Source organism: Vibrio sp. 10N.261.52.C2 (assembly GCF_041471425.1).
Lineage (GTDB): Bacteria > Pseudomonadota > Gammaproteobacteria > Enterobacterales > Vibrionaceae > Vibrio > Vibrio crassostreae_C.
The window spans coordinates 64,995-90,641 of record NZ_JBFROH010000023.1 but is presented as its reverse complement, the minus strand read 5'-3'; the positions used below and the strand labels follow the sequence as shown (position 1 = coordinate 90,641).

At 45.0% G+C, this 25,647-nt stretch carries 18 protein-coding genes; 14 read left to right on the top strand and 4 right to left on the bottom strand.

Translation table 11 applies throughout. The features are described from left to right. The first annotated feature begins 65 nt into the window (after positions 1-65). Together AB4307_RS09930 and AB4307_RS09925 are read left to right on the top strand one after the other, a co-directional pair. Positions 66-1,535, top strand: coding sequence for a hypothetical protein (locus AB4307_RS09930; protein WP_017061878.1), 1,470 nt, complete (start codon positions 66-68; stop codon positions 1,533-1,535). Beyond that, on the top strand, positions 1,535-3,115 hold the full coding sequence (locus tag AB4307_RS09925; protein ID WP_017061877.1) for a GGDEF domain-containing protein: 1,581 nt from the start codon (positions 1,535-1,537) through the stop codon (positions 3,113-3,115). The genes AB4307_RS09930 and AB4307_RS09925 overlap by 1 nt, the downstream gene beginning before the upstream one ends. A 32-nt stretch (positions 3,116-3,147) precedes the next feature. On the opposite strand, the gene AB4307_RS09920 is transcribed toward AB4307_RS09925, so the two are convergent. After that, positions 3,148-4,050, bottom strand: a complete 903-nt coding sequence (locus AB4307_RS09920; RefSeq protein ID WP_372131756.1) for a DMT family transporter — start codon at positions 4,048-4,050, stop codon at positions 3,148-3,150. Between the two features lie 250 nt (positions 4,051-4,300). Here AB4307_RS09920 and AB4307_RS09915 point away from each other — a divergent pair, with 250 nt between their 5' ends. The 6 genes from AB4307_RS09915 to AB4307_RS09890 all read left to right on the top strand — a co-directional run bounded on the left by AB4307_RS09915 (position 4,301) and on the right by AB4307_RS09890 (position 9,902). Continuing rightward, complete coding sequence (locus AB4307_RS09915; RefSeq protein ID WP_017061875.1) at positions 4,301-4,696, top strand: DUF3302 domain-containing protein; 396 nt, start codon at positions 4,301-4,303, stop codon at positions 4,694-4,696. Then, a complete protein-coding gene (locus tag AB4307_RS09910) occupies positions 4,696-5,826 on the top strand; it encodes an HlyD family secretion protein (RefSeq protein WP_017061874.1) in 1,131 nt (376 codons plus the stop codon). The genes AB4307_RS09915 and AB4307_RS09910 overlap by 1 nt, the downstream gene beginning before the upstream one ends. Positions 5,827-6,128: 302 nt before the next feature. Next, a complete protein-coding gene (locus AB4307_RS09905; RefSeq protein ID WP_017072411.1) occupies positions 6,129-6,677 on the top strand; it encodes an ECF-type riboflavin transporter substrate-binding protein in 549 nt (182 codons plus the stop codon). A 6-nt stretch (positions 6,678-6,683) separates the two neighbouring features. Next, on the top strand, positions 6,684-8,378 hold the full coding sequence (locus tag AB4307_RS09900; RefSeq protein WP_372110166.1) for an ABC transporter ATP-binding protein: 1,695 nt from the start codon (positions 6,684-6,686) through the stop codon (positions 8,376-8,378). Beyond that, entirely contained in the window at positions 8,375-9,214 is an 840-nt protein-coding gene (locus tag AB4307_RS09895; protein ID WP_017066577.1) for an energy-coupling factor transporter transmembrane component T family protein, read from the top strand. Before AB4307_RS09900 ends, AB4307_RS09895 begins: the two co-directional genes overlap by 4 nt. 223 nt (positions 9,215-9,437) lie before the next feature. Next, a complete protein-coding gene (locus tag AB4307_RS09890) occupies positions 9,438-9,902 on the top strand; it encodes a TetR/AcrR family transcriptional regulator (RefSeq protein ID WP_017061871.1) in 465 nt (154 codons plus the stop codon). A gap of 98 nt (positions 9,903-10,000) precedes the next feature. On the opposite strand, the gene glgB is transcribed toward AB4307_RS09890, so the two are convergent. The 3 genes from glgB to AB4307_RS09875 all read right to left on the bottom strand — a co-directional run bounded on the left by glgB (position 10,001) and on the right by AB4307_RS09875 (position 17,175). Beyond that, entirely contained in the window at positions 10,001-12,181 is a 2,181-nt protein-coding gene (gene glgB, locus AB4307_RS09885; protein WP_017064240.1) for a 1,4-alpha-glucan branching protein GlgB, read from the bottom strand. Between the two features lie 174 nt (positions 12,182-12,355). Then, the gene (malQ, locus tag AB4307_RS09880) at positions 12,356-14,536 is read right to left on the bottom strand and encodes a 4-alpha-glucanotransferase (RefSeq protein ID WP_372131754.1); all 2,181 of its coding nucleotides are present in this window, start codon (positions 14,534-14,536) and stop codon (positions 12,356-12,358) included. Between the two features lie 185 nt (positions 14,537-14,721). Beyond that, a complete protein-coding gene (locus AB4307_RS09875) occupies positions 14,722-17,175 on the bottom strand; it encodes a glycogen/starch/alpha-glucan phosphorylase (protein WP_069597239.1) in 2,454 nt (817 codons plus the stop codon). 567 nt (positions 17,176-17,742) lie between these two features. Here AB4307_RS09875 and malT point away from each other — a divergent pair. From malT to rsgA, 6 genes are all read left to right on the top strand, one after another. Continuing rightward, a complete protein-coding gene (gene malT, locus AB4307_RS09870; RefSeq protein ID WP_017061867.1) occupies positions 17,743-20,451 on the top strand; it encodes an HTH-type transcriptional regulator MalT in 2,709 nt (902 codons plus the stop codon). 598 nt (positions 20,452-21,049) lie between these two features. Beyond that, a complete protein-coding gene (locus tag AB4307_RS09865) occupies positions 21,050-21,970 on the top strand; it encodes a polyprenyl-phosphate transporter (protein WP_017064236.1) in 921 nt (306 codons plus the stop codon). A gap of 203 nt (positions 21,971-22,173) precedes the next feature. Further along, the gene (locus AB4307_RS09860; RefSeq protein WP_372131752.1) at positions 22,174-22,614 is read left to right on the top strand and encodes a hypothetical protein; all 441 of its coding nucleotides are present in this window, start codon (positions 22,174-22,176) and stop codon (positions 22,612-22,614) included. Further along, a complete protein-coding gene (locus AB4307_RS09855) occupies positions 22,611-23,207 on the top strand; it encodes an SCO family protein (RefSeq protein WP_004732104.1) in 597 nt (198 codons plus the stop codon). The genes AB4307_RS09860 and AB4307_RS09855 overlap by 4 nt, the downstream gene beginning before the upstream one ends. A gap of 85 nt (positions 23,208-23,292) precedes the next feature. Continuing rightward, positions 23,293-23,751 (top strand): copper chaperone PCu(A)C, encoded by a 459-nt coding sequence (locus AB4307_RS09850; protein WP_017064234.1) that lies wholly within the window; start codon positions 23,293-23,295, stop codon positions 23,749-23,751. A 507-nt stretch (positions 23,752-24,258) separates the two neighbouring features. Continuing rightward, on the top strand, positions 24,259-25,323 hold the full coding sequence (rsgA, locus tag AB4307_RS09845; RefSeq protein ID WP_017072405.1) for a ribosome small subunit-dependent GTPase A: 1,065 nt from the start codon (positions 24,259-24,261) through the stop codon (positions 25,321-25,323). Positions 25,324-25,647 lie beyond the last annotated feature (324 nt).

Sequence of the window (25,647 nt, the reverse complement as noted above, 5' to 3'; positions counted from 1 at the left end):
TATCTCAAATTACACTCTTATAATGATTGTGTTATCAATATGTTCGATAATCATGGATGTAAGTCTTGGACAAAAATCAGTACCTTCTTGAAACAGAATTAGAAAAACTCAAAACTCGTGTCGACTCTGAGCCATCGGTGATCCTAGAGATTGCCCAACAGTGCCTAGTCCGATCAGAGCAAGTTCTGTTTGAAGAGGGTGCCATCCAGTCATTAATGTTAATGGCAAGATGTAGCTGGAACCTGATGGATTACCAAAAAGGTTTAAAATACATCAAGGAAGCCTACAAGCGCCAAAGCCGATTAGATACCGACCTTTTTCTCCCTGAAATCCTCCATTTACACGCGCTCCAGTTCTGGGGACAAGCCAAGTACTATTCCGCCCAACAGTTCTGGATCAATGCTTTAGAGCAGTCCGCGTTGGTTGATGAAGTCGAAATTCAAATTGAATGCCTCATTGGCCTTGGCAATATTTGGCGGATGACCCACGAATATAAACTTGCACGTTCTACCCACCAGCTTGCCGTTAAAGTTGCTAACAACAGCCGCATTGGTTGGTTAGAGGGTAAAGCCAGAATACTGCTTGCGTGGGATTACTACCTGCTCAACAACTATGTTGAAATGCTGTCGGTATTGGACGGTGCAGAAGAAGCATTAAAAGACCATAAAGATAACACTTGGCATGCAGAGGTATGGGACTTTCGAGGCCTTGCCCTACTTGGTCTTGAACGCTTAGATGACGCGGAGCGCGCCACGGCCAAAGCGCACAATCTGGCAGTTGAACACAACCTAGTTTGGATGAAGGCGCACTCATACATCAGCCGAGCTAGATTGGAGCTCCTGAGAAAAAGACCAGAACAAGCGGCGGAATTACTGAGGCTCGCAGAACAATCCGCAAACGAGTTCGATAATGGCGAGTTGCTGAGCCAAATCTGTTACCAACAATCCTTGGTGGCGGAAGAAAACCAAGACTTCCAAGCCGCGCTCGTCGCCTTTAAAAAGTACCGTCAATATTCTATCGGCATGCTCAAAGAGCAAACGACACGTGTCGGTTTGGACAAAGCACGCAGTTCAAAACGCCAACTTGAACAGAGAGCACGAAAACTGATTAATCGTATTCGCGGTCAGCACGAGTACGATCCTGAAAAGCACCTCTCTTACGTTGTCTCTGAAACCTTTTGGTGGGAAAAGTTGGTGCTGTTCAAGACAGAGCTTAAACGTTCAAACCACAGCATCATTATGTTCCATCATGTCGATACTGATTACTTAGATGTCTGTACCGAGATTGCTCATGCTTTATGTAACCAGAATGACTTCATCGCAAGGCTAAGTTCTGAACGTGTGGCCCTTATGCTTTCCGAAAAAGGCGAAGCCGCAGAGCAAACCTTCCAAACTCTCAGCACCATGCTTGATATCTATCCATGGCATAGAAAAGGACTAAAGGGTTCGAAACCGACCGTCAGCCTCAATGATATTTTGACGTTCCCGTTCACGCTTGAACAATTAGAAGAAGACGATGCTGAGGTAATAGAATAATGGAAACTCTATTAAGCAAGATCACAGACGCCGGTTTAGACCCTTCATCAGTATCAGGTGAAGAAGCGATCATCTTCTGGAACCACATTCGTCAGCACGTTTCGACAACGCAAACAGAGCAAGCGCACTGCTATATCATTAGCTCTGAATACCGTGCCGAGTTACAACAAAATCAAACCAGTATCGAAGAGTTGAGACGAGCACTCGATCTGCTCCACCTTCCTGCCGATATCGAAGATATTCTGACAGTCAAAACCAGTTTAAGTGACCGCTTAGTTGAAACTGGTGATTACACCTCAGCACTCAATGAATTCGTCAGTTCATCGACTATCGCGGTTGAACACGGTCATATCGATGAGTATGTATTAGCTATTTTAGGCATGGGCAACCTGTGTGATTCCTATGGCGATCACAACAGAGCACTTCGTTACTACCAAAAAATCAGCAGCATAGACCATGCGATAAGCAGTCGCTCACTTCGCCTCAAATTCAAGCTGCATATGGTAGCAAGCCTACTTCTACTCAATCGCATTACAGCAGCCAGCGATTTACTGAATGAGTGCGAAGAACTGAGTATTTTGGTCAGTGACAAGTTGCTCACAGCTCAAATACTGCTTTACCAAGCAAAGGTGCTGCGCGCTAAGAAAAAACACCATGAAGCGCTACGCTGTCTGTCTAAGGTTCAATACCCAGCCAACAGCACTCAAGCAAGCTGGCTTGCAACCATGACTCGTCTAGAGCTCTCACATTGCCTAAGTGCAACCGGCAAGCAAGACTACGCGAGCATGATTTTGTCGAGCACAGACAAACGCGTGAAAGCCTACTCGTCGCCAGTACTTGCAAAACGATTCTACGATTCGCTGAGTGATGTGTGTATGAATCAAGGGCGTTTTCAAGAAGCGCTAAGCTATGAGAAAAAAGGCTACCGAATTGAAACCGATCTGATGAAGCAGATCCCGATCAGTGAACTCGGTGCAAGCCAACTACGCCGCCTGTCCCGTTTTGAATTACAACTCAAACTCATTCTCTCTGAACAAGAAAACAAAGAGCTGAAAGAGACAACGGAACAACACAAGAATGCGGTTGCTCAGCTTCAACAAGACGTATTCACAGATCCATTAACAGGGTTACACAACCGTCGCTGGTTAGATGTGAAATTGAAAGACATGCTGTTGCACGATACCTCTTTCGCACTGATGGTTATTGATATTGACCACTTCAAGTCTATCAATGATGAACTGAGTCACTTAGTGGGCGATAAAGCGATTGTTAGTGTGTCTCAAGAGCTACGTTCATACTTTAAGTTTAGAGGCGCGTCATGTGTCAGATTTGGTGGAGAAGAGTTCCTCGTCATTCTAGAGAACACTGATCTTCCGAAGGCAGAAATGCACTCTGAAAATTATCGAGAGCGCATCTTCCAATTTGGATGGCATGAAATACTTGGGGAGCGTGGTTTGACCGTGAGTATTGGTATCACTTTGCATCGTGACGGAGAGAATACTCAACGCACCTTCTACCGTGCGGATAAAGCGCTATACCGAGCTAAAGCCAACGGCCGTAATCAAGTGTGTACAGAGTAGTGGCATATAGCTCTGTAGCTTAGGCCAACTGCTTATTGATAAAAGAACAGAGAAATACCAGCAAGGGCGGCAAGTGTGCCTATGATACTTTGCTTTGACACCTTCTCCCCTTTCAGCGCATAAATCACCAAAATAAAGACCGGGCTGGTCGCTATCAACGTTTGTGCAATCGCAGGGTTAGCATTCTTCAACGCCACTTGTTGAAGCCATAGAGCGAGAAACGTCCCGACAAAGATTGCTCCTAGTAACCACAGTTTATCGAGCTTGGTCATTTCCCATAAATCTCTTTTTATCGATGAATACGGCTTCTTTTCAACGAAAGGGATAATCAGCATCACAGCAAACACGCCAATCGTCAGGCGAATCAAAGCACCTAACAATGGTGGGATATCACCCGCCACTAACGCGTAATGAGAAATAACCACACCAGATGCCTGACAGACACTCGCCACAAGCCCATAACCAATGCCACCCCACTGCGCTTTGTTATTCGATTCACCGCTCGCCGATTTTGATGGCTGGAAGACAACGAAGGTCACCGCTAGTGTTGTAATCACGACACCGAGCCAACTTTGCACTGTCAATACAGCGCCCAGGAACATTAATGCCAGCACACCAGAAAGAGGCGGGGCTAAAGATTCCAGTAACAGCGTCTTATTGGCACCGATTCTTTTCAACGCCGCAAAATAGGCGCTATCTCCAATCGCAATGCCAATCACACCTGAAATTGCCAATATCAGAAAATGGTTGGTACTCAGTTCAAACTCCGGCATCGGAATAAGAGGCATCACCAGCAACATCATCCCTGACGCCACTATACCCTTAACAATGTTCAATTGCATCGCAGAGAAGCGATGACCAAACTGTCCATAAATCCATGTCGCACACGCCCACACAATCGCAGCACCAATAGCCGCCAATTCACCTATATACATCCGTGTTTATCCTTTGTGGTTGTGCACGTCATTTAGAATCGTAGCTGTCATCATTTCAGCTAAAATACCAACCAGAAAGCCGAAATAGCCTCTTCAAACGCGATGAGATTTTATAAGATTCGTCAATAGTTTTGCTCACATTAGAAGCGAACACTCATTATTTATAACTCAGCAAATCATTTTTATAACAATTACTTGGATGATAACGTACTATATTTATAACTAACATCTAACATTACAAGGATCTGTTATGTTTTTAGACTACTTTGCACTCGGCTTACTCATTTTCGTTGCTCTAGTCATCTTTTACGGCATCATCGTTATTCACGATATCCCTTATGAAATAGCCAAAGAACGTAATCATCCTCACCAAGACGCAATTCACGTCTCAGGCTGGGTTAGCCTATTCACTTTGCACACAATTTGGCCCTTTCTATGGATTTGGGCAACATTATGGCGGAAAGACCGAGGCTGGGGCTTCGAAAAACTCGAAGAAGAGCAGCACGATATTCATCACCGAGTGGATGTTTTAATCGATCAAGTTAGCACCCTTCAAGAAGAGATCGCACAGCTCAAACAAGCAAATACTAAACAAAGCAGCACAAAAAAAGAGTCAAACAACGTTCAAGATCAGGAGGCTAAGTAATGGATTTACTACTGATAATGACCTACGCGGCACTTTGTATCACTATTTTCAAAGTATTTAATATCCCACTAAACAAATGGACAGTGCCTACCGCAGTGCTCGGTGGTGTGGTCATCGTAGGAACATTGATCCTATTAATGAACTACAACCATCCTTTCACACAACTTGGCAACCAAGTTTACTCAACGACTCCAATTGTTTCAGGCGTTAGAGGTAAAGTCATTGAGGTTCCTGTTGAGGCGAATTCTCCTTTAAAGAAAGGAGACATCCTCTTTAAAATTGACCCTATCCCTTTTGAAGCAGAAGTCGCTAAGCTCGAAGCGAAAGTAAAAGAAGCAAGCCAAGGAGCACTTGGGCTTGAATCTCAAGTTGCTGAAGCTGAAGCTGCTAAAATCAAAGCGATTGCAGAAAGAGACAAAGCGCAACGCGAATTTTCTCGTTATAAGCGTGGCTTTGAAAGTGGTGCGTTTACCGAACAACAATTGGATACTCGTAGACAAGCTTATAAGGCATCGGAAGCAGCAGTAAAAGTAGCAGAAGCAAGTCAACAACAAGCTCAGATCGCTCTAAATTCTGAAATTGGTGGCGAGAACACCGCAGTGGCAGGATTACTTGCAGACTTACGTAAGGCTCAATTCAACCTTGACCAAACGGTCGTGAGAGCACCAACGGATGGATATGTTACACAACTAGCACTGCGTCCAGGCGTAATGGCTGTACCGCTACCTCTTGCTCCTGTCATGACATTTGTCCATACGGAAGAAAAATACTACATCGCAGCATTCAGACAAAACTCATTGCAACGACTGCATCCTGGTTTCGAAGCTGAATTTTTATTCAGAGCACTACCAGGCAAGATTTTCAAAGGACGCATTGATGAAATAATCCCAGCTATTGGTGAGAGTCAAATTCAAGCGCGCGGGACACTTATTGGTACCAATGCACTTCGTACTAATGGACGCGTATTTGCTAAAATGACCATCACTGATGACCTGTCTGACTACCATTTACCTATGGGTACCGCGGTTGAAGTTGCCGTTTATTCTGACAGCTTCACCCACGTTTCAATCATGCGCAAGGTCCTTATTCGCATGAAGAGTTGGCAAAACTATCTATACCTAGACCACTAAACGGTCAAAGGTACGTGACGAACCCGCTTAACACATTGTTAAGACGAATGAAAAAGTCAGACTCGCTCTGGCTTTTTTGTTGCTGGATTAACCGTAAAATTACGCTTTTTACACGATATTTAGGTGTTCAGATGGAATTTTAGACATCTAGACACTTACCTTCCCTTATGGAAGGGTTCTACTGTATAATGCGCGCCTTATTTTTTATATTTGCCCAAAAAACGTTCTCATTGAGACGCATATTAATAATGGCGAATATTTATTCTTTATTTTGCTTTATTTTTCAGAATTCGAGGTTATCTATGAACTTTTCAGCTAAAACAGTGGTCGTTATCGCCATTGGCGCGGCACTGTACGGCATTGGTGGTTTACCTATGTTTGGTGTCCCAGTGTTTGCTAACACGACATTGAAACCAGCAATGGCAGTTCTAGCACTGTTTTCTGTTTTGTTCGGCCCTATTGTTGGCTTCTTAGTTGGCTTTATCGGTCACTGGGTAACGGATCTGTTCGCAGGCTGGGGGGTGTGGTTAACTTGGGTTTTAGGCTCAGGTATCGTAGGCATGGTTATCGGCTTATTCCCGATGTTGACCAAGAACCGCCTTCAGCAAGGTGAGTTGCCTATGAAGGACTTCGCGCTGTTTGTGATACTTGCCCTTGCCGGTAATGTGGTTGGTTACGGCTGCTCTGCATTCCTAGATACCATCCTTTATGCAGAACCGTTTACTAAAGTCTTCACTCAACTCTCTATCATTGCTGCGGGTAACACCGTTCTGATCGCTGTTGTTGGCTTACTGATCCTAAAATCAGTCGCTAAACGCAACAAACAAAGCCGTAACCTGACTGAGGCATAAGCGATAATGACTATAGCATTTTCGAACTTCTCTTTTAGATATGAGTCGCTGGATAAACCGACGCTAAAAAATATCAATCTAAGGATAGAGAAAGGAGAGAAAATCGTCATTATTGGACCAAGCGGTAGTGGTAAATCTACCCTAGGTCAATGCCTTAACGGTCTGATTCCTCATGCTATCAAAGGTGAGGTGACTGGCTCTCTAGAGATCAACGGTAAGAACATTTCTGATTTTTCTATGCACGACTATACCGAGCAGGTTGGCACAGTATTACAAGATACTGATAGCCAATTTGTCGGTTTGAGTATTGGCGAAGACATCGCATTCGCACTGGAAAATCAGTTAGTGTCGAACATTGATATGTACCCTCTGGTTAAGTCGACAGCAAAAATGGTCGACTTAGCAGATATGCTTGATCGCTCGCCACATGATTTATCCGGCGGCCAGAAACAACGCGTGTCATTAGCGGGCATCTTAGTTGATGACGTTGACATCCTGTTGTTTGATGAACCTTTGGCTAGCCTTGACCCGAAAACGGGTAAAGCGACTATCGAAATCATCGACCAACTTCATAAAGAAACCAACAAGACTATAGTCATCATCGAGCATCGCCTTGAAGATGTACTACATCGCGATATCGATCGAGTGATCTTGATGGAGCGCGGTGAAATTGTCGCGGACATGACACCCGATGAAATCTTAGCTTCTGAACTGCTTGAAACACACGGTATTCGTGAACCACTTTATTTATCTGCTCTGAAGGCAGCGAAAGCACCTTTGACCAGTGAAGATAAGCTATCAAACCTCAAAGCTCTCGATTACAAAAGATTCCGCCCTGCGGTTCAGGCTTGGTTTGCAGAGCGCCCGACTCCAGTTGCCGAGAAGCAGTACCAACCTTTGCTTGAGGTCCACGGCCTGACTTACTCTTACGATGGTGAAAAGAACGCTCTCGAAGATGTCAGCTTTAAGATTGGTAAGGGTGAGTTCGTTTCAATCTTAGGCAAAAACGGTTCAGGCAAATCTACCATCACTAAACTCATCATGGGTGTGATCGATGCCGATTCAGGCTCTTCCTATCTAAATGGTGAAGACCTATCTGAGCTTTCTATCTTTGAAAGAAGCCAGAAAGTCGGTGTCGTGATGCAGAACCCAAATCATATGATCTCTCATCATATGATTTTTGATGAAGTTGCATTCGGTCTGCGTAATCGTGGGGTTGCAGAGCAGGAAATCAAAGAGAAGGTGGAAAACGTTCTTGAGCTGTGTGGCTTGAGCAAGTTCCGCCACTGGCCAATCGAAGCACTGAGCTACGGTCAGAAAAAACGAGTAACCATCGCTTCTATTTTGGTGCTGGAGCCTGAGCTTCTTATCTTGGATGAGCCGACAGCAGGTCAAGACTACCGTAACTACACATCCATGCTGGCATTCATCCAAAAGCTTAATCGTGATTTGGGTATTACCGTTGTGATCATCTCACACGACATGCACCTCGTTCTCGAGTACACCACACGTTCAATCGTAATCGCAGACAGCAAGTTGATTGCCAATGCCGCGATGACGGAAGTATTTAGCCAACCATCACTTCTAGAACGTGCAAATCTTTGTACCACCAGCATTTATGAACTCGCGACTATGATGAAAATCGACGACACCAATGCGTTTATGCAGTACTTCATCGACTACGAGAGAAGCGCTCAATGAACGCATCAAAAGTAAAATTCGGCATCAATTACATTGATACAAAATCACCGCTTCATGCACTTAACGGCATCACCAAATTTGCGCTCTTCTTAGCTTGGGTAACCGTGGTCTTAACTACGTTCGACCTAAGATTGATTGCACTGCTTATTGTGACTGGTTTATACCTGCTAAAGCTGACCAATGTGCCTGTACGCGTGTACAAGCCTTTGTTATTAGGAACGGCGAGTGTATTAAGCCTAAATGCTCTGTTCATGTACCTACTGGCTCCACAGCAAGGTACTGAGCTCATCGGCAGCGAGACCTTATTGCTGACATTGCCGGGTAACTACTCGTTGAGCCAAGAGACTCTGTTTTACTTAGTCACTGTTACGCTCAAATACATGAGCATGTTCCCGATAGCGTTGATTTTTGTCTTCACAACGCATCCAACAGAGTTTGCTGCGAGCCTCAACCGTATCGGTGTTCCCTACAAGATCGCCTATGCGGTCAGCTTAACACTGCGTTACTTGCCAGAAGTTAAGAAAGACTTCATCAATATCATGCATGCTCAACAGGCTCGTGGTGTAGAGCTCTCAAAGAAAGCGCCTCTAATTACTCGAATCAAAAATGTGGCTAAGGTTCTAGGCCCGCTCATTTTCTCTAGCTTGGACCGAGCAGACGAGATCTCTAACGCAATGACGTTACGAGGTTTTGGCCGACACAAAGCTCGCACTTGGTATAGCTATGCACCTTTGAAACGTATCGACTTTGTTTGTTTAGGTGTCATCGCTTTTATCGTGGTGTTAGCCATTGCGAAACGCATTCTAGAGCCGCAGTTATTTTGGTATCCGTTCTAGTCATCTGAATTAGCATAGATAAACAAAGACTTTAAATAACACACCGCTCAATAGGGCGGTGTTTTTGTTTATGCCAAAATCTGATTGATAATTGAACCAATGACACAATACTGACTATATTTAACGATAAATTGACCAATTATTTACCCTTGGAGTTTGAGATTTAATTCATAAGCTCTTAATATACTCGTTTACAGAATGTTACACTCAATAGAGATTTGTAATGGCTCGAATTACTCAAGTACAGAAACTAGAAAATCAAAAAAACTACGATGAGATCGTACTAAACCTTTTTCTGGCTGAAGGACATGAAGCACTAACTTATGCAAGGATTGCTCAAGAGATTGGCATTAGTTTAACGACGCTTCAGGGCTATTATCCGTCGACCCGCGCTATTCGCTCAGTACTTCACGAACACATGCTATCGATCGTTATAGACAGTCTAGACTTTTCATCGGAAGCGCTTTTTATCCAATCTTGGCAAGCCGCTCTAGATAATGAGCAGTTTCGATACGTGATTAAATTGATGTTTTTCCATGCTTCGCAAATCAAGAATCCTGAGCAATTTAACCTCAGCTCGAACGGCGAATTTCGTGAAAAGATGTTGGACAGTTTCGGCAACAACTCAGTTCGAATCCTTGAAATGGTAGTCGGACGCTCAATGTTCTATCTCACCAACTTCAAGTAACGCTAACCAGCTTACTGAAATAGAAAAAGGGAACCCTAGGGTTCCCTTTTTTAGACTTTCAGAAAAGTGAGCAGCGATGACCTGCTCAACTTATAGACCTAATTTAGCTTGTAAAAAACGGTCGATAACGGCGGCAAACGCAGCTCAATCGATGTGTCTAGCCCTTCGCTTTCTACAGATTCAATCTCAGCAGTCTGCTTCACTTCAAAACCGCTGCCTGCATAGTCGACAGAGTCTGTATTCAACAACAATGCGTATTCACCTTTTGCAGGAACACCTAAGCGGAAATGCTCGTGAGGCACTGGCGTAAAGTTAGACACTATCAATACTCGCTCACCAGATTCACTGATGCGCTCGTGCGCAAGAATGCTCGCTTCAGCAGAGTCCTGTAGACGCCATTCAAAGCCTTTCGGATCAAAATCAAGATCGTGCATTGCAGCTTCAGAGCGGTACAGATTGTTCAGGTCTTTCGTTAAACGCTGAACACCTTGATGACGCTCGTAATCCAGCAAAAACCATTGCAGCTGGTCGTCATGGTTCCATTCAGCCGTCTGACCAAATTCTGCACCCATGAAGTTCAGCTTCTTACCTGGTTGCGCATACATGTAACCCATATAAGCACGTAGGTTTGCCGTTTGCTGCCATTCATCACCAGGCATCTTGTTGTGGATAGAACCTTTACCGTAAACCACCTCATCGTGAGACAGAGACAATACATAATTCTCACTGTGTGCGTAAACCAGTGGGAAGGTAATCGTATCGTGGTGATATTTACGGTTGATTGGGTCTTCTTGAATGTAAGACAAGCTGTCGTGCATCCAACCCATGTTCCACTTAAAGCCAAAGCCTAAGCCGCCCATAAAAGTCGGTGCTGAAACACCAGGGAAAGCCGTTGATTCTTCAGCAATCGTCATCGCATTCGGAAAGTGTTTATACACTTCTTCGTTCATCCACTTAAGGGTTGCGATAGCGTCGTAGTTTTCGTTGCCGCCATCCGCATTCGGGATCCATTGGTCATGGCTACGCGAATAGTCGAGGTACAACATCGAAGCAACCGCATCAACACGGATGCCATCAATGTGGAATTGCTCGAACCAGTACAGTGCATTAGAAACTAAGAAACGACGAACATGCTCTTTGCCTAAATCGTAAATGTACGAGTTCCAATCTTGATGCCAACCACGACGTGGATCTGGATCATGGAATAATGGCGTACCATCGAAGTTTGCTAGGCCGTGATCATCACTTGGGAAGTGAGCAGGAACCCAGTCCAGAACAACGCCAAGACCCGCTTGGTGACATTGATCGACGAAGTATTTGAAATCATCTGGAGAGCCAAAACGGCTAGTCGGTGCAAAAAGACCAACAGGCTGATAGCCCCAAGAACCGTAGAATGGATGTTCTGAAACTGGCATTAGTTCAACGTGCGTGTAGCCAAGATCCGTTAGGTATGGGATTAGCTCTGCCGCAAGCTCGCGATAATTTAAGAATTCACCTTCAGCGTTACGCTTCCAAGAACCTGCATGCAATTCATAGAACGAAAGCGCTTCTTTGCGCTTTTGCGTTACCGGGCGATTTTGCCATTGAGTATCTTGCCACTGGTAACGAGCGTGATCGTAAGTTACAGATGAGAACGATGGGTATTGCTCAGAGTAGAAACCCCATGGGTCAGCTTTGTGTGGTAAGCCTTCGCCATTTGGTCCTTTTAATTCAAACTTGTATTGAGCGCCTTCTTCCAGTTCAGGAATGAATAAGCCCCACATACCGTAATCTAGGCGTTGCATTGGGTGGCGGCGACCATCCCAAGCGTTGAAGTTACCCACCAAGCTTACCGCAGTTGCATGCGGTGCGTACACCAAGAAACGCGTACCTGAAATCGTCTGTCCATCACGCTCTAGCGTAATAAACTGAGCCCCCATGTGATGATACATATCTTTCGGTGTATGAAGATCTTCATAACTCGCGTACAGATCGTGGTACTGGTAAGGATCATCGATGATCTGTTCTACGCCAGCCCAATCAACCGCAAGCTTATAGTGAGTAAAACGTAAGTCTCTCTCTTGCTTAAGAATGAAACCACTTTCACCCTCTCGCGCTAACTCAATACGAGGTTCCTTTCCAACAATCAACTCGACTTTATCTGCCCCAGGAATCCACACACGTAATGCACCTTGCTCAGAAGGTAGGTATGGCCCTAAAAACGCGAATGGGTCTGTGAAACAAGCCTGTGATAGTTGGGTATATATTTGTTTTTGCTTTGAAATCGAACTTAGTTCCAAAACGTTTCTCCCTAACCAAACATCCAAAAAACATAATGCAAAAATGCCCGCTATTAGTGCGGGCAATATAACGACGGTTTATTCTACCAGATGAGCATTCATTATTGAGTGACCGAGGTTGTAGTTTCGTACGGCGTAAGCAAAAAACCACCTAATTTCAAGTCACTCACGTCATTACTTACCGGCTTTTTCTCGAACGTCAGTCAGCTTAGAAGCGATACGATTAACGCCTTCGTGAGCAAATATTTCGTCCAAGTTCATTGATAGTTTACGACGCCAGTTAGGGTATTCATCAACCGTGCCAGGAATGTTTACTGGCTTGTCCATCTCTAGCCAATCTTCTAGCTGAACGCTCAGTAGTGTTGAACCACCAGCCGCTACGTGCAGTTGAAGTGCCTCAGCAAGGTAAGAGTCCATCGGTACTTGGCTCGCATCGCGGCCCACACCTTCTGGTAGGAAACCATGCCATGCTACTGAATCTAAGATACCTTGCTTGCACTCTAGGCGGTCATCGAACAAGGTTTCTAATTGTTCTGCATCTGGGTATAAGCCAATCTCTTGGCCCATTTTCAGGTCATCACAGTGCCAGAAGCCACGAAGCGTTGGCATATCGTGAGTACACAGTGCCGCCATCGATTGTGATGCGTAGTGTTTTGGTGAGATGAAACCACCGTCATCTTCTGATGTTTCGAAGAAGAACACTTTGTAAGAGTGCACGCCAGCATCTGCAAGGATGTCGACAATCTCATCCGGTACCGTTCCTAAATCTTCACCGATAACGCTACATTGGTAACGGTGAGATTCAAGCGCCAGAATAGACAGCATATCTTGTACTGGGTAGTAGATGTACGCGCCCTTAGTTGCGTTCTCACCCTTTGGAATCCACCACAAGCGCAGTAGACCTAAAACGTGGTCGATACGCAGTGCACCACAGTGCTTCATGTTCGCACGAAGTAGCTTGATGTAAGCGTCGTAGCTTGTTTCTTGAAGCACTTCTGGGTTTAACGGAGGTAGACCCCAGTTCTGACCCAAAGGACCAAGAATATCAGGTGGAGCACCAATGCTCGCATCCATCACTAGGTTGCCTTCGTCAGCCCAAGTCTCGCTGCCTGAATCTGCAACACCTACCGCTAAGTCACGGTACAGGCCAACAGCCATGCCCTTCTCTTCTGCAAGAGACTGTGCATCGTTGATCTGGCAATCTGCTAGCCATTGCAGGTACATGTACAGATGAACGTTTTCTAAGTTCTCTTTGATGTATTTCTGTGTCGCTGGGCTGTCGAATGTACGGTACTTCTCAGGGAATACCGGCCATCCCCACATGCCAGAATCTTCTGCATGCAGTTCACCATGTAGAGCATCAAACGCCGCTTGATGCATCAGGCTATCGCCACCCTCTTCTACGAAGGCTAAGAACGCTTGTGCACGGTCGCTGTTTTTGTCTAGATGACGAGTCTTAAATTCTGCGAATAGCAGAGGCAAGATGCTCATCTTAAGCTCAGACACTTCGGTGTAGTTTACCCAGTGTGCTTCACGCGCTTTTTGTAGACGCTGTTGGAACTCTGCGCTGCCGACTGTTTGTTGTGCTTCAGCACTTAATGCGAATTCAGGAACTGAACTCACATCAATGTATAAGATGTTCAACCAGCGACGAGAAGATGGGCTATATGGGCTCGCACCTTCAGGGTTCGCAGGGAACAATGAGTGAATGGGGTTTAGACCAACGAAGTCACCACCACGAGAAGCGATATCCGCAACAAGCTGTTTTAGGTCACCGAAATCACCAATACCCCAGTTATGCTGAGTTCTTAGGGTATAAAGTTGAACACTGGGTCCCCAAAGCTTTTTGCCTTGCTCGATTGGTGACTGCTTGAAACACGCTTTTGGCGTAATAATCAGTGTCATCTCGTAAGGCTTCTTACGGCGCTTACGGCTCACAATGAGCTTGTGATAACCCCATGCCAAATCACTTGGCAATGCAAACACTAAAGGGCCACCCTCGGCACGCTCATCACGAATGACTTGAGATTGAAGATAGCCTTCAAGTACCTCTCCTTGCTCGGTTTCTAAGCGCCAGCTGAACTCACTTTCACGAGCAGTTACACCTAGATTAAGCGCCACTTCTACTGGCTCTCCGTCACGCAAGACAAGAACTGGGTCTAGTACATCTTTTTTGTGTTTTTTTTCTGCTGACTTAAGCAGTGCATCATCGCTGCTTGTATCGTAGCCCAACGAAGCCAATAGAGACGTGATCGTCTCGTCTGATACTTGTGCTTCATCGCCCCACGCACTAACGTAACTGTCGGCAATGTTTGCCATTTCTGCGACTTGTTTTAATACGGTCTGTTCTTTCATCGCTCTCTCCGAAAACGTTCTGACGCTTTCTATTTTGTAGGGTTGTTAATTTAATTTTTACTAATCAATTAGCTTGTGACAATCGGTTTGTAAGCAGCTTGTTTATAAACGAAACCTTTAAGCCTTTCGTTTGCTCACAAGCTAATTGAGCCAAGGCAGAAACTGCCTTGGCTACTTTGGAAGTATTAACGGTTAACCGCTTCAAGTTTCCAGATGTTGTTCACGTAGTCGCGGATAGAGCGGTCTGATGTGAACTTACCAACCAATGCTGTGTTAAGAATTGCTTTCTTAGCCCAACCTGCTTGGTCTTTGTATTGCGTGCCCATGTCTTCGTGCGCTTTCACGTAAGATGCGAAGTCAGCAAGACATAGGTAAGGGTCACCACCGTCTAGCAGGCTATCAAACGTTGCACGTAGAAGGCCTGGTTGACCTGGAGTGAACTCATCGCCAGTCAGTAGGTCTAGAGATGCTTTCAGTAGTGGGTCTGCATTGTAGTAGTCGTATGGGTTGTAGCCTTGAGCTTTCAGAGCTTGAACACCATCAACGTCTAGGCCGAAGATGTAGATGTTTTCATCACCCACTTCTTCACGAATCTCAACGTTTGCACCATCCATCGTACCGATAGTTAGCGCGCCGTTTAGAGCCATCTTCATGTTGCCCGTACCAGATGCTTCTTTACCCGCTAGTGAGATTTGCTGAGAAACGTCTGCTGCAGGGATGATGATTTCAGCCATGCTTACACGGTAGTCAGGAATGAATACCACTTTCAGTTTGTTACCGATGCGAGGGTCGTTGTTGATCTTCTCTGCAATCTTGTTAACCGCGAAGATGATCTCTTTCGCTAGGTGGTAACCCGGTGCTGCTTTCGCTGCGAAGAAACATACGCGTGGCTCACACTCGAAACCAGGTTCGTTAAGAATACGGTGGTACAGAGATAGAATGTGTAGCAAATCTAGGTGCTGACGCTTGTATTCGTGAAGACGTTTGATTTGAACGTCAAAGATAGCGTTAGTATCTAGCTCGATACCCATGTTCTCTTGAACCCAATCAGCAAGGCGCTGTTTGTTTTCTTTCTTAACAGCCATGAATTCTTTTTGGAATTTCGCGTCTGTTGCAAACTTAGCGATGCCTTCTAGCTGCTCAAGTTTTGCTGGCCACTCAGTGCCGATCTTGCCAGTAATTAGCGTAGATAGGCCTGGGTTACAGAACTTCAACCAACGACGTGGCGTGATGCCGTTCGTTACGTTAGTCAGTTTGCCTGGGAAGATTTCGTTGAACTCTGGGAACAAGTCTTTCTTAACCAGTTGAGAGTGAAGCGCAGCTACACCGTTTACTTTGTAAGAGCCAATCACACATAGGTTTGCCATACGAACCATGCGGTGGAAACCTTCTTGGATGATAGAAAGCTTCGCTTGCTTCTCACCGTCACCAGGCCACATCTTGCGAACTTCTTGCATGAAGCGGTGGTTGATTTCAAAAATGATTTCCATGTGACGTGGAAGAAGACGGTTGATCAGTGATTCAGACCAAGTCTCTAGCGCTTCTGGAAGTAGTGTGTGGTTCGTGTAAGCGAACGTGTGAGCACTGATTTCCCATGCTTGATCCCAAGATAGACCTTTCTCGTCAATCAGGATGCGCATTAGCTCAGGAATCGCGATCGTTGGGTGTGTATCGTTAAGCTGAATCGTTTCTTGCTTAGGCAGATCTTCTAGAGAGAAACCTGCTGCTTCGTGACGACGTAGAATATCGCGAACAGACGCTGCTGAGTGGAAGTACTGCTGCATTAGGCGCAGAGTCTTGCCTTTCTCGTGGTTGTCGTTCGGATAAAGTACTTTAGTGATGTTACCTGCATCGATTAGCGAGTGTTGCGCTTCGAAGTAGTCACCGTTGTTAAAGCTTGCTAGTGAGAATGGTGCAATTGCCTGACATTCCCAAAGACGCAGCGGGTAAACCGTGTTTGACTCGTAACCTACGATAGGTAGATCCCAAGGCATTGCTTTCACTTCCATACCTGGAACCCAAGTACGTACTTCTTTACCGTCGATGAATTCAACTTCTACATGACCGTAAAAACCAATGTGTTGTGCTAGTTCTGGACGAGCCACTTCCCATGGGTAACCTTCAACACCGCGCCATGCGTCAGGTGCTTCTTGTTGGCGACCGTCTTGGAAAGACTGCTTGAATAAACCGTATTCGTAGTGAAGACCGTAGCCTACTGTTGGGTATTCTTGAGCGGCACAAGAATCCATGAAACAAGCAGCTAGACGACCAAGACCACCATTACCTAGTGATGGGTCACGTTCTTCTTCTAGAAGGTCAGTTAGGTTTTGACCTAGCTCTTCCATTGCATGAGTGATCTGTTCGTATAGACCCATGCTGATCAGGTTGTTACCTGTTAGACGGCCAATCAAAAACTCAAGTGATAGGTAGTTAACGCTCTTCGCGTTCTTAATTTTTTCGTCATTTTCAGTTTCTAACAGATCAAATGTTGTGAGTTCTGCTAGCGCACGCCCCATTGCTAGGTACCATGCGCGGCTATCTGCGTTTTCAATCGTTGTTGCGTAGGTTGCAGATAAATGTTTCTTAACACTCTCTTGGAATGACACTTTATCGAAAGTTTTTTGCTGAGTTGGTTTCATTTCAGAAATCTCGCTTTTAATAGTTCTAATTCATCTGTGACATATCGTGCATGGTCACCATAAACTAAACATCCTCCCGCTAATGCAACTGACTAGGAGTAGATGGGAGGGCGTAGGGGGCGTACCGACTTAGGGTTAGTGATCTGACTCTCATGTTCTGACTGCGAACAAAAACTTGGAGTGACTAAGATCACAAGCTCCCGTTCGATAACTTAACTTCAATTGATGTGACTTTTATTTAACCCATTTAAAGTCATTGCCAAATCTGAGTTTCAGATCACGAAAATAATTTCCAACTCTCATCTTTTGCATTGATTCCCGTGTAGGGATGAACGAAGTCACATTCACAAACCAACCCGCAACGTGAGCAAAGTCTCAAATAAAGGGCGTAGACACCCAAAAACATGCAGGAGTGCAAGGTTTCTAAGGAGGATCGTAGTCGGTAACGTTTGGCTTCACGTAATATGAGTAAAGACTTAAGTAATTAGGCTCATGTCATTGGAGTGCACTCAACGATAGATTGGGATATTCCAGAACATAGCCACGGAATAGGTGTAAAACTTCGATATGTGGATCCCTTCGAAACTGACTCGTCCCGGCCGCTTACATAATGCAATCCTACGACCTAGGGTTCTCGATCTGCTTCACAATGCAGATTGCTATAAGCTTGTGTTGTTCCGCTCTCCAGCGGGCTACGGCAAAACCACCATGGCTGCACAATGGTTGGTAGATAAACCTAATGTGGGTTGGTACAGCATTGATGATAGCGACAATGATGCCTTCCGCTTTATCAACTACCTACTTCAATCACTTAATAAAGCGACTCAAAATGCCTGTCCGAATGCCCAAAAACTGGCAGAAAAGCGACAGTTTTCATCGCTGCATTCTTTATTAAGTGAAGTATTTGCCGAGATGTCGGAATTCCATCACGAGTGCTTTCTGGTGTTGGATGACTATCACTTGGTCAACAATGACGACATCCACGAAGCCATGCGCTTCTTCCTCAAACACATGCCCGATAACCTAACGTTGGTTGTCACCAGTCGTGGTACGCCACCACTTGGTACAGCAAACCTGCGCGTTCGTGACTTAATGATCGAATTAGGTAATGACTCGTTGGCGTTTGATACCGAAGAAACCACACGCTTTTTCAACCAACGCGTAGCCGACGGCATTGATGACACCACGGCAGATAGCATTTGTAGTTATGTAGAAGGTTGGCCTTCTGCACTACAACTTATCGCGCTACAAGCACAACACCAAAAACGCACTCTTGCACAGTCCGCAGAGTCATTCTCTCACTTTAACCACGCCCATCTTTGGGACTACTTGGTTGAAGAAGTATTCGACCTGCTAGACAAAGAAACCCGACAGTTCTTAATGCAATGTTCTGTGCTTGATCACTTCAACGATGAGCTTGTGTGTGCACTTACACAGCGTGAAGATGCGTTAGGTATGATCGAATCACTCAACCGTTTTGGTTTGTTCATCTACCCGCTTGAAGGTGAAAAGAACTGGTATCGCTTCCATAACTTGTTTGGTGAATTCCTCGCACATGAGCGCCAAGCTCGAATTCCTCAGCAAGAAGCTGAACTGCATCGAAGTGCTGCAAAAGCGTGGATCAAGCAAAACACACCGCACCAAGCACTACGTCACGCACAGCGCGCTGAAGATCCAGAACTGATCATTCAAATCCTGACTGAACACGGTTGGCCGATGTTCAACCAAGGTGAGCTGTCGTCACTAGAGATGGCGATCAAGCAACTGACTACCGACCAACTTTACAGTGAGCCAAAGCTTTCGATGTTGCGTGCTTGGCTTGCACAAAGTCAGCACCGTTATGACCAAGTGGGTACTTTGTTGGAAGAGGCTGAGACTCAATATCAAGCTCGAAACATTGAACTCGATACTCAGCAGCAAGGCCAATACAACGCCTTACGCGCACAAGTTGCCATCAACAGCAATGAGCCTGAGAAAGCATTGGAATTGGCTGAGCTTTCGTTGAGTCAGTTGAACACCACCGTTTATCGTAGCCGCATTGTCGCAACCTCGGTTGTAGGCGAAGTGAATCACGTAATGGGTAACCTAAGCCGTGCGCTACCGATGATGCAACAAACAGAAAAACTGGCACGTCAGTATCAGGTTTACCATCAGGCCCTGTGGGCGATTCTGCAACAAAGCGAAATCTTGATTGCTCAAGGTTATGTTCAAGCTGCATTTGAGCTACAAGACAGTGCATTCAAATTGATTGAAGAACATCAGCTGCAATACGTACCTCTGCACGAATTCTTGCTGCGTGTTCGCGCTCAGATCTTCTGGTGTTGGAACCGACTAGATGAAGCGGAAGAGTGTTGCTACAAAGGCTTAGATATCCTTGGTCACCACTCTCCGAGTAAACACCTGCACAGCTATTCTATGTTGGCTCGTATTTCATTGAGCCGTGGTGAGATTGATAAAGCGTCGAAATTTATCGACCAGATTCAGCACCTATTGCGTCAATCGACTTACCACGTAGATTGGACGGCAAATGCTTCTCTTTCTTTGATTCTGTTCTGGCAAGTAAAAGGCGATAAAGAAGCGATACGTGATTGGCTGAGTGTGGCTGTTCGACCTGAATCGGCAAGTAACCACTTCTGCCAACTTCAGTGGCGAAACATCGTTCGTGCTCACATCATCCTTGAGCAGTATGAAGACGCAGAAGAAGCGCTGACTTTCCTTAAGAGTGAAGCCCAGCGTTCGCACCTGATTACAGACACCAACCGCAACTTGATCGTTGAAGCCGTGTTACGTACACAAATTAACGATGAAGACAGCGCACGAATACTACTCGAAGAAGCGCTTCATATGACTAACCAAACCGGTATGGTCGGTAACTTCTTGGTAGACGGTGGGACTATCGGGCATATCTTGGATAAGTTGAGCAACAAGCCAGGCTTAGGTGATTTAGAACGTCACCGCGCACAACAAATCATGAAAGATATTTCCGCGACCCAACGCAGCCGCTCGGTTCACTTCGATGAAGACTTTGTTGAGAACTTGGTTAATCACCCGAACATTCCTGAGCTTGTGCGTACTAGCCCACTCACCCAGCGTGAATGGCAAGTACTTGGTCTGATCTACTCAGGATTCAGTAATGAGCAGATCGCTCAAGAACTCGATGTAGCGGGTACCACAATCAAGACTCACATCCGTAACCTTTACCAAAAGCTCAACATTGCTAACCGTAAAGAAGCAATCAGCACAGCGGAGAACTTGCTGCAGTTGATGGGGTACTAAAACGGATTCGAGATTCGAGATTGATTCGAGATTGATTCGAGATTGATTCGAGAAAACATAAGCTAGTCACCGATGGTGGCTGGCTTTTTTTTCATCTGAAGTTTAGAACCTAAAAATGTAGGAATGGGAAAAGTAAAAAGACGATCACCAAACGACAATCAAAAAAAATAGCCAACCGCAATAATCGCGATTGGCTCTATATATTTGTGAACAAATCATAAGTTCACTAACAACGTCAGTTGGCTAGGTGACCCTCGGCTTAAGAAGGGTCAATGTATATAATGCAGTTAGCGTGCCAACTTTTATTCGACGTTTTATAAGCCCTGCACCGCATAAAAACCATGAATTTGTCATGCGAATTGCAAAGTGCATTTGCATATTGCAACCAAGATGCAATATCGATAAGGGATCAGTTTCATCTCTGCTCTTAATGACAAATCACTAAGTGGTTGTTATCTAAATGTTAGGCAAATATTCACTTCAACTTATTGCCTTACAATTAATAGAGTAATAAAAGCCCTTCCCCAAAAGCATATTCATACTTTTTTTACACTAAAGTTTGTATACTGCACAAAATCATCCTCAACTCTATGAAGCAATGAACTACTTAAGTACTTTTTTCAAAGGCATGGCTATGGGCGCAGCAGACGTTGTTCCTGGCGTGTCGGGCGGAACCATCGCATTCATCACTGGTATCTACGATACGCTGCTAGAAAGCATTCGCAGAATTAACCCTAGCGTACTTGGCTTATGGAAACGCGAAGGCTTCAAAGCCGCGTTTAATCACATCAATGGTTTCTTCCTAATTTCACTGTTCGCGGGCGTATTCACGAGCATTGCGACATTCGCAAAATTGATTTCTTGGTTATTAGTCACCCACCCTGTTCCACTGTGGTCTTTCTTCTTCGGCCTGATCTTGGTCTCGGTTTTCCATATTCTTAAGCAAGTAGAGAAACGCGATATGATTCGCTTCGTGTTTTTGCTGCTTGGCGTTGCTTTCGCTTATAGCATTACCGTGCTTAAACCGCTGCAAATGGAACCAACCAGCATCAACGTATTGATTGCGGGTGCGATTGCTATCTGCGCGATGATTTTACCCGGTATTTCAGGCAGCTTTATTCTGCTCCTGATTGGCATGTATGGCCCCGTGCTTGGCGCCGTTAAATCATTTCAAGTCGATGTACTTGCGCTATTCCTTGCGGGCTGTGTGATCGGACTGCTGACTTTCTCACATGTACTGTCTTGGCTATTGCGTTCATTCCGCGACTTCACATTGGTATTCTTAACCGGTTTGATGATCGGTACGCTGCCTAAGATCTGGCCTTGGAAAGAGACCATCAGCTGGCGCACAAACTCAAAAGGTGAACAAGTTCCTCTGATTCAAGAAAACCTATCACCGTTTGATTTTGAAGCGGTAACCTCTCAGCCTTCTCAGTTGGTCATGGCGATTGTGATGATGTTTGCTGCGATTGCATTGGTTTTAGGCCTGGAGAAGTTCGCAGAGCGTAACGCTGACTAATCATTCAACGTATTTCTGGAACATGTTCAAAATGGATAGAACTTAGAAATACTAAGCTCACATATCTATTAAACAGACAAAAGCGAAGCCAATGGCTTCGCTTTTTTAGTTCTACCATACGCACAAAATTGCTTTTTGATACAAGCACGTATTGAGGGGTGTGATAACATCGCCGCTCTTATAAAATTAAATGAGAACACGACATGCACTCTGCATTAAAGGTTGCTGCGCTCGGTATTGCGCTGGTCGCTGGCTTTTATGGACCACAGGCAGTCGAGCAATTTAAATCGGTAGTAGAGAGCCACTCTCCTGACGTCAACTTAGATGACTACTGCATGCTTTCAACAACATGGTGTGAGCAAGACAGCGTTGCTATGACCCTTGAGCATGAAACAGCTCAACCTCTAGTCCCAACAAAAATCAAAGTGGTGTGGGAAGGCGCGGCCTCTGAAACCTTGATGCTATCGCTGACCGGTTTAGAGATGGAAATGGGCTCAGCACGTTTCCAATTAAAAAATACTGGTAACAACATCTATGAAGGTGATGTCATTTTACCCGTGTGTACCATGGATCACATGACTTGGCTTGGTGAGCTCACCGATGGTGTTGAAACCGTAAAACCTGCAATAAGGATGGCAAGATGAGTAGAAATTGGTCGTTAGCATTGGTTGTCGCTTTTGTACTTGGCTTTGGTGTCAAAAGCTATCTTGATGGGCAAAACGAAGTTCAAGAACAACACGCTGCAAAACAAGAGTTCTCCGCAACGACTCTTTTCGGCAAAGACAACCAACCAACGGAAATCTTTGACCAAACCGATGACAGAATTCGTATCGTTTACTTCGGTTTCACACGCTGCCCAGATGTGTGCCCCACTTCTTTGGCTATGTTGGCCGGAGCACTTAACCAAGTCTCTGATGAAGCAAAAGCCAAGATTCGCCCGATGTTTGTCTCTCTCGACCCTGAGCGTGATGCAGCAGAAGCCTCATACGAATACGCACAATACTTCCACCCAATGATGGAAGGATTAAGTGGTCCTTTGGATGTGACAACCACGCTTGCACACAACTACGGTGTTATTTTCAGAAAGACCAAGCTGGAAGGTTCAGAGTTGGAATACACCCTTGACCACAGCTCATATTTTTATTTTTTAAAGCCCGACGGTACCTTGATTACCAAAGTGCCGCATACGTTAACGCCAGCACCAATTGTTGAGGCTATCAACAAGCTGACGCAGTAAAACGTAAAAACAAAGAACTTAACTAATAAAGTTCGAACAAAAAGTCAGGTCCCAGACCAAAAACATAAAAATTAAGGACAACAACATGAAGTTAAAAGCACTTGCTCTAGCGGGCTTATTGCTAACCCCTTTTGCTCAGGCTAGTAGCGATATTATGGTTCATGACGCGTACGCTCGTGCAACCCCGCCTTCAGCAGTGAACAGCGCGGTGTTCACGACTCTGATAAACCACAGCGATAAAGATCGCGCTATTGTTTCTGCAACAACACCTGCAGCAGGTAAAGTAGAACTTCATGATGTAATCATTGATGGCGATGTTATGAAAATGCGCCAAGTTCAAGAAATCACCATCCCTGCAAACGGTGAAGCGGTACTTAAACCTGGTAGCCTACACATCATGTTGTTCGACCTAAAAAGTAGCCTAAAAGAAGGTGAGCAAATCGAGATGATACTGACCTTTGCCAATGGTGAAACACAGACCTTCGACGCACCAGTGAAGAAAGTGATGAGCGGCATGAAAAAGATGAACCACGACCATCATTAATCGTATTCACAATTGATAAAATAATTTAAGCCACAATGACTTCTCGCCATCGTGGCTTTTTGTTAAACTGAGCGCGCTTTTTATTCAAAGCCTGAACACATTAATAAACCAAGGAGAATAGAAGATGATTGTAATGAAAACACTAAAACTGGCAGTAAAAGTAACGCGTTAATTTGTTTGGTTAATCAAACTTTAATCTCGAACTACCAACATTAAGCCATCAGCTGGCTACCGCACACTTTTACCCGGTTTACTGTTGATCGTAAGTGATCAATATCTGCATGCCTGTAAAGCATGACTCAAATCCGGGGTCCTATCGATTTTGAATTCGACCCAAGCTCAAACATTTTTGACGTCTCGACGCTTTTTGAACTGACCAACGCTTTTCGATCTCATCGACAACCTGAGATCTTACAAGACGTTAATGCTCTCATAAGACTTTAATGCACTGATAAGACTTTAATGCTCTCACAAGAAAAGAAAGCTCGCACGTCTGGGTAAATAGACATGAATTCACAAAACGCATTTTCTCATCCAATGTCACTTCAACAACTTGGATGGCAACCTGTATTCCAACAACAACTGACACTCGAAGACTATGATCACTCCGTCATTGCTCGTATCGTCGCACATCACCGCAATGGCTATACATTAGCGTCAGAGCAAGGTGAAATTGTTCTACCCATCCACCAAAACCAACCGGCAATGACCGTTGGCGACTGGGTAATATTGAACTCTGAACTGCAATTCGATCGCTTACTAGAACGCCAATCGCTCTTTAGCCGAAAAGCTGCGGGCAGTCGTGTGGCTGAACAATATATTTCAGCCAATATCGACACAGTGTTTATCGTGGTTTCATTGAACAACGACTTTAATCTGAGTCGCATTGAACGCTACCTGGCACTCGCAAATGAAGCACAAGTTGAAGCGGTTATCGTCCTGACGAAGAAAGACTTGTGTGACGACTACGAAGACAAAGTACAACAGGTACAAAGCTTAGACCCGATGCTGATGATCGAAGCGGTCAACAGCCTAGATCAAGACTCAACCCAAGTACTTTCACCTTGGTGTAAAATCGGCAAGACCGTCGCGCTAATGGGCTCTTCTGGTGTGGGTAAGTCGACTTTGGTTAACTCATTGCTAGGTGAAGCATCGCAGGCAACTGGTGGTATTCGTGAAGACGACAGTAAAGGTCGTCATACAACCACATCACGATCACTCCACTTGCTCGCATCAGGTGGCTTGCTTCTCGACACTCCAGGAATGCGAGAGCTACAACTTGCAGACTGCGCTGAAGGCGTGAGTGAAACTTTTTCAGACGTCGAAGAGTTAGCAATGCACTGCCGCTTCTCTGATTGTCATCATGAATCAGAGCCGGGATGCAAGATAAGGGCTGCCATTGAGAGTGGTGAACTGTCTGAAAGACGATTTACTAACTATCAAAAGCTACTGAGAGAGCAAGCAAGAAACGGCGCTTCTCTTGCAGAGCAACGCGCTAACAATAAGCAGCTTTCCAAAATGTACCGAAACGTACAGTCAGAAAGCCGCAATATTAAGAAAGGCTCAGCTTAAGCAGTTGGATATTGACGGTAATCTGAGTTAATCGCTCAACGCTGAGCTGAAACACCGAGCCCCACGTGTCAATCGCGTGGGGCTTTATCTACAAATTCCCTTCCTCATCAACAAGGGATATTAAGATATCGTCTGCTTCCGAAAGTAAAAATTCACCATTTATAATAGTTGGAATTTTTCTTAGCGAGTTAATCATCACGTTAATGTTTCTCTTTATCAAGTTCAATATAATTCCCCCTTGAACAATAAAGTTAAAATACGATTAATCGCGTCACTTTTACTACCAGATTGACTGAATATAACGAACATAAAGTATCGATTACC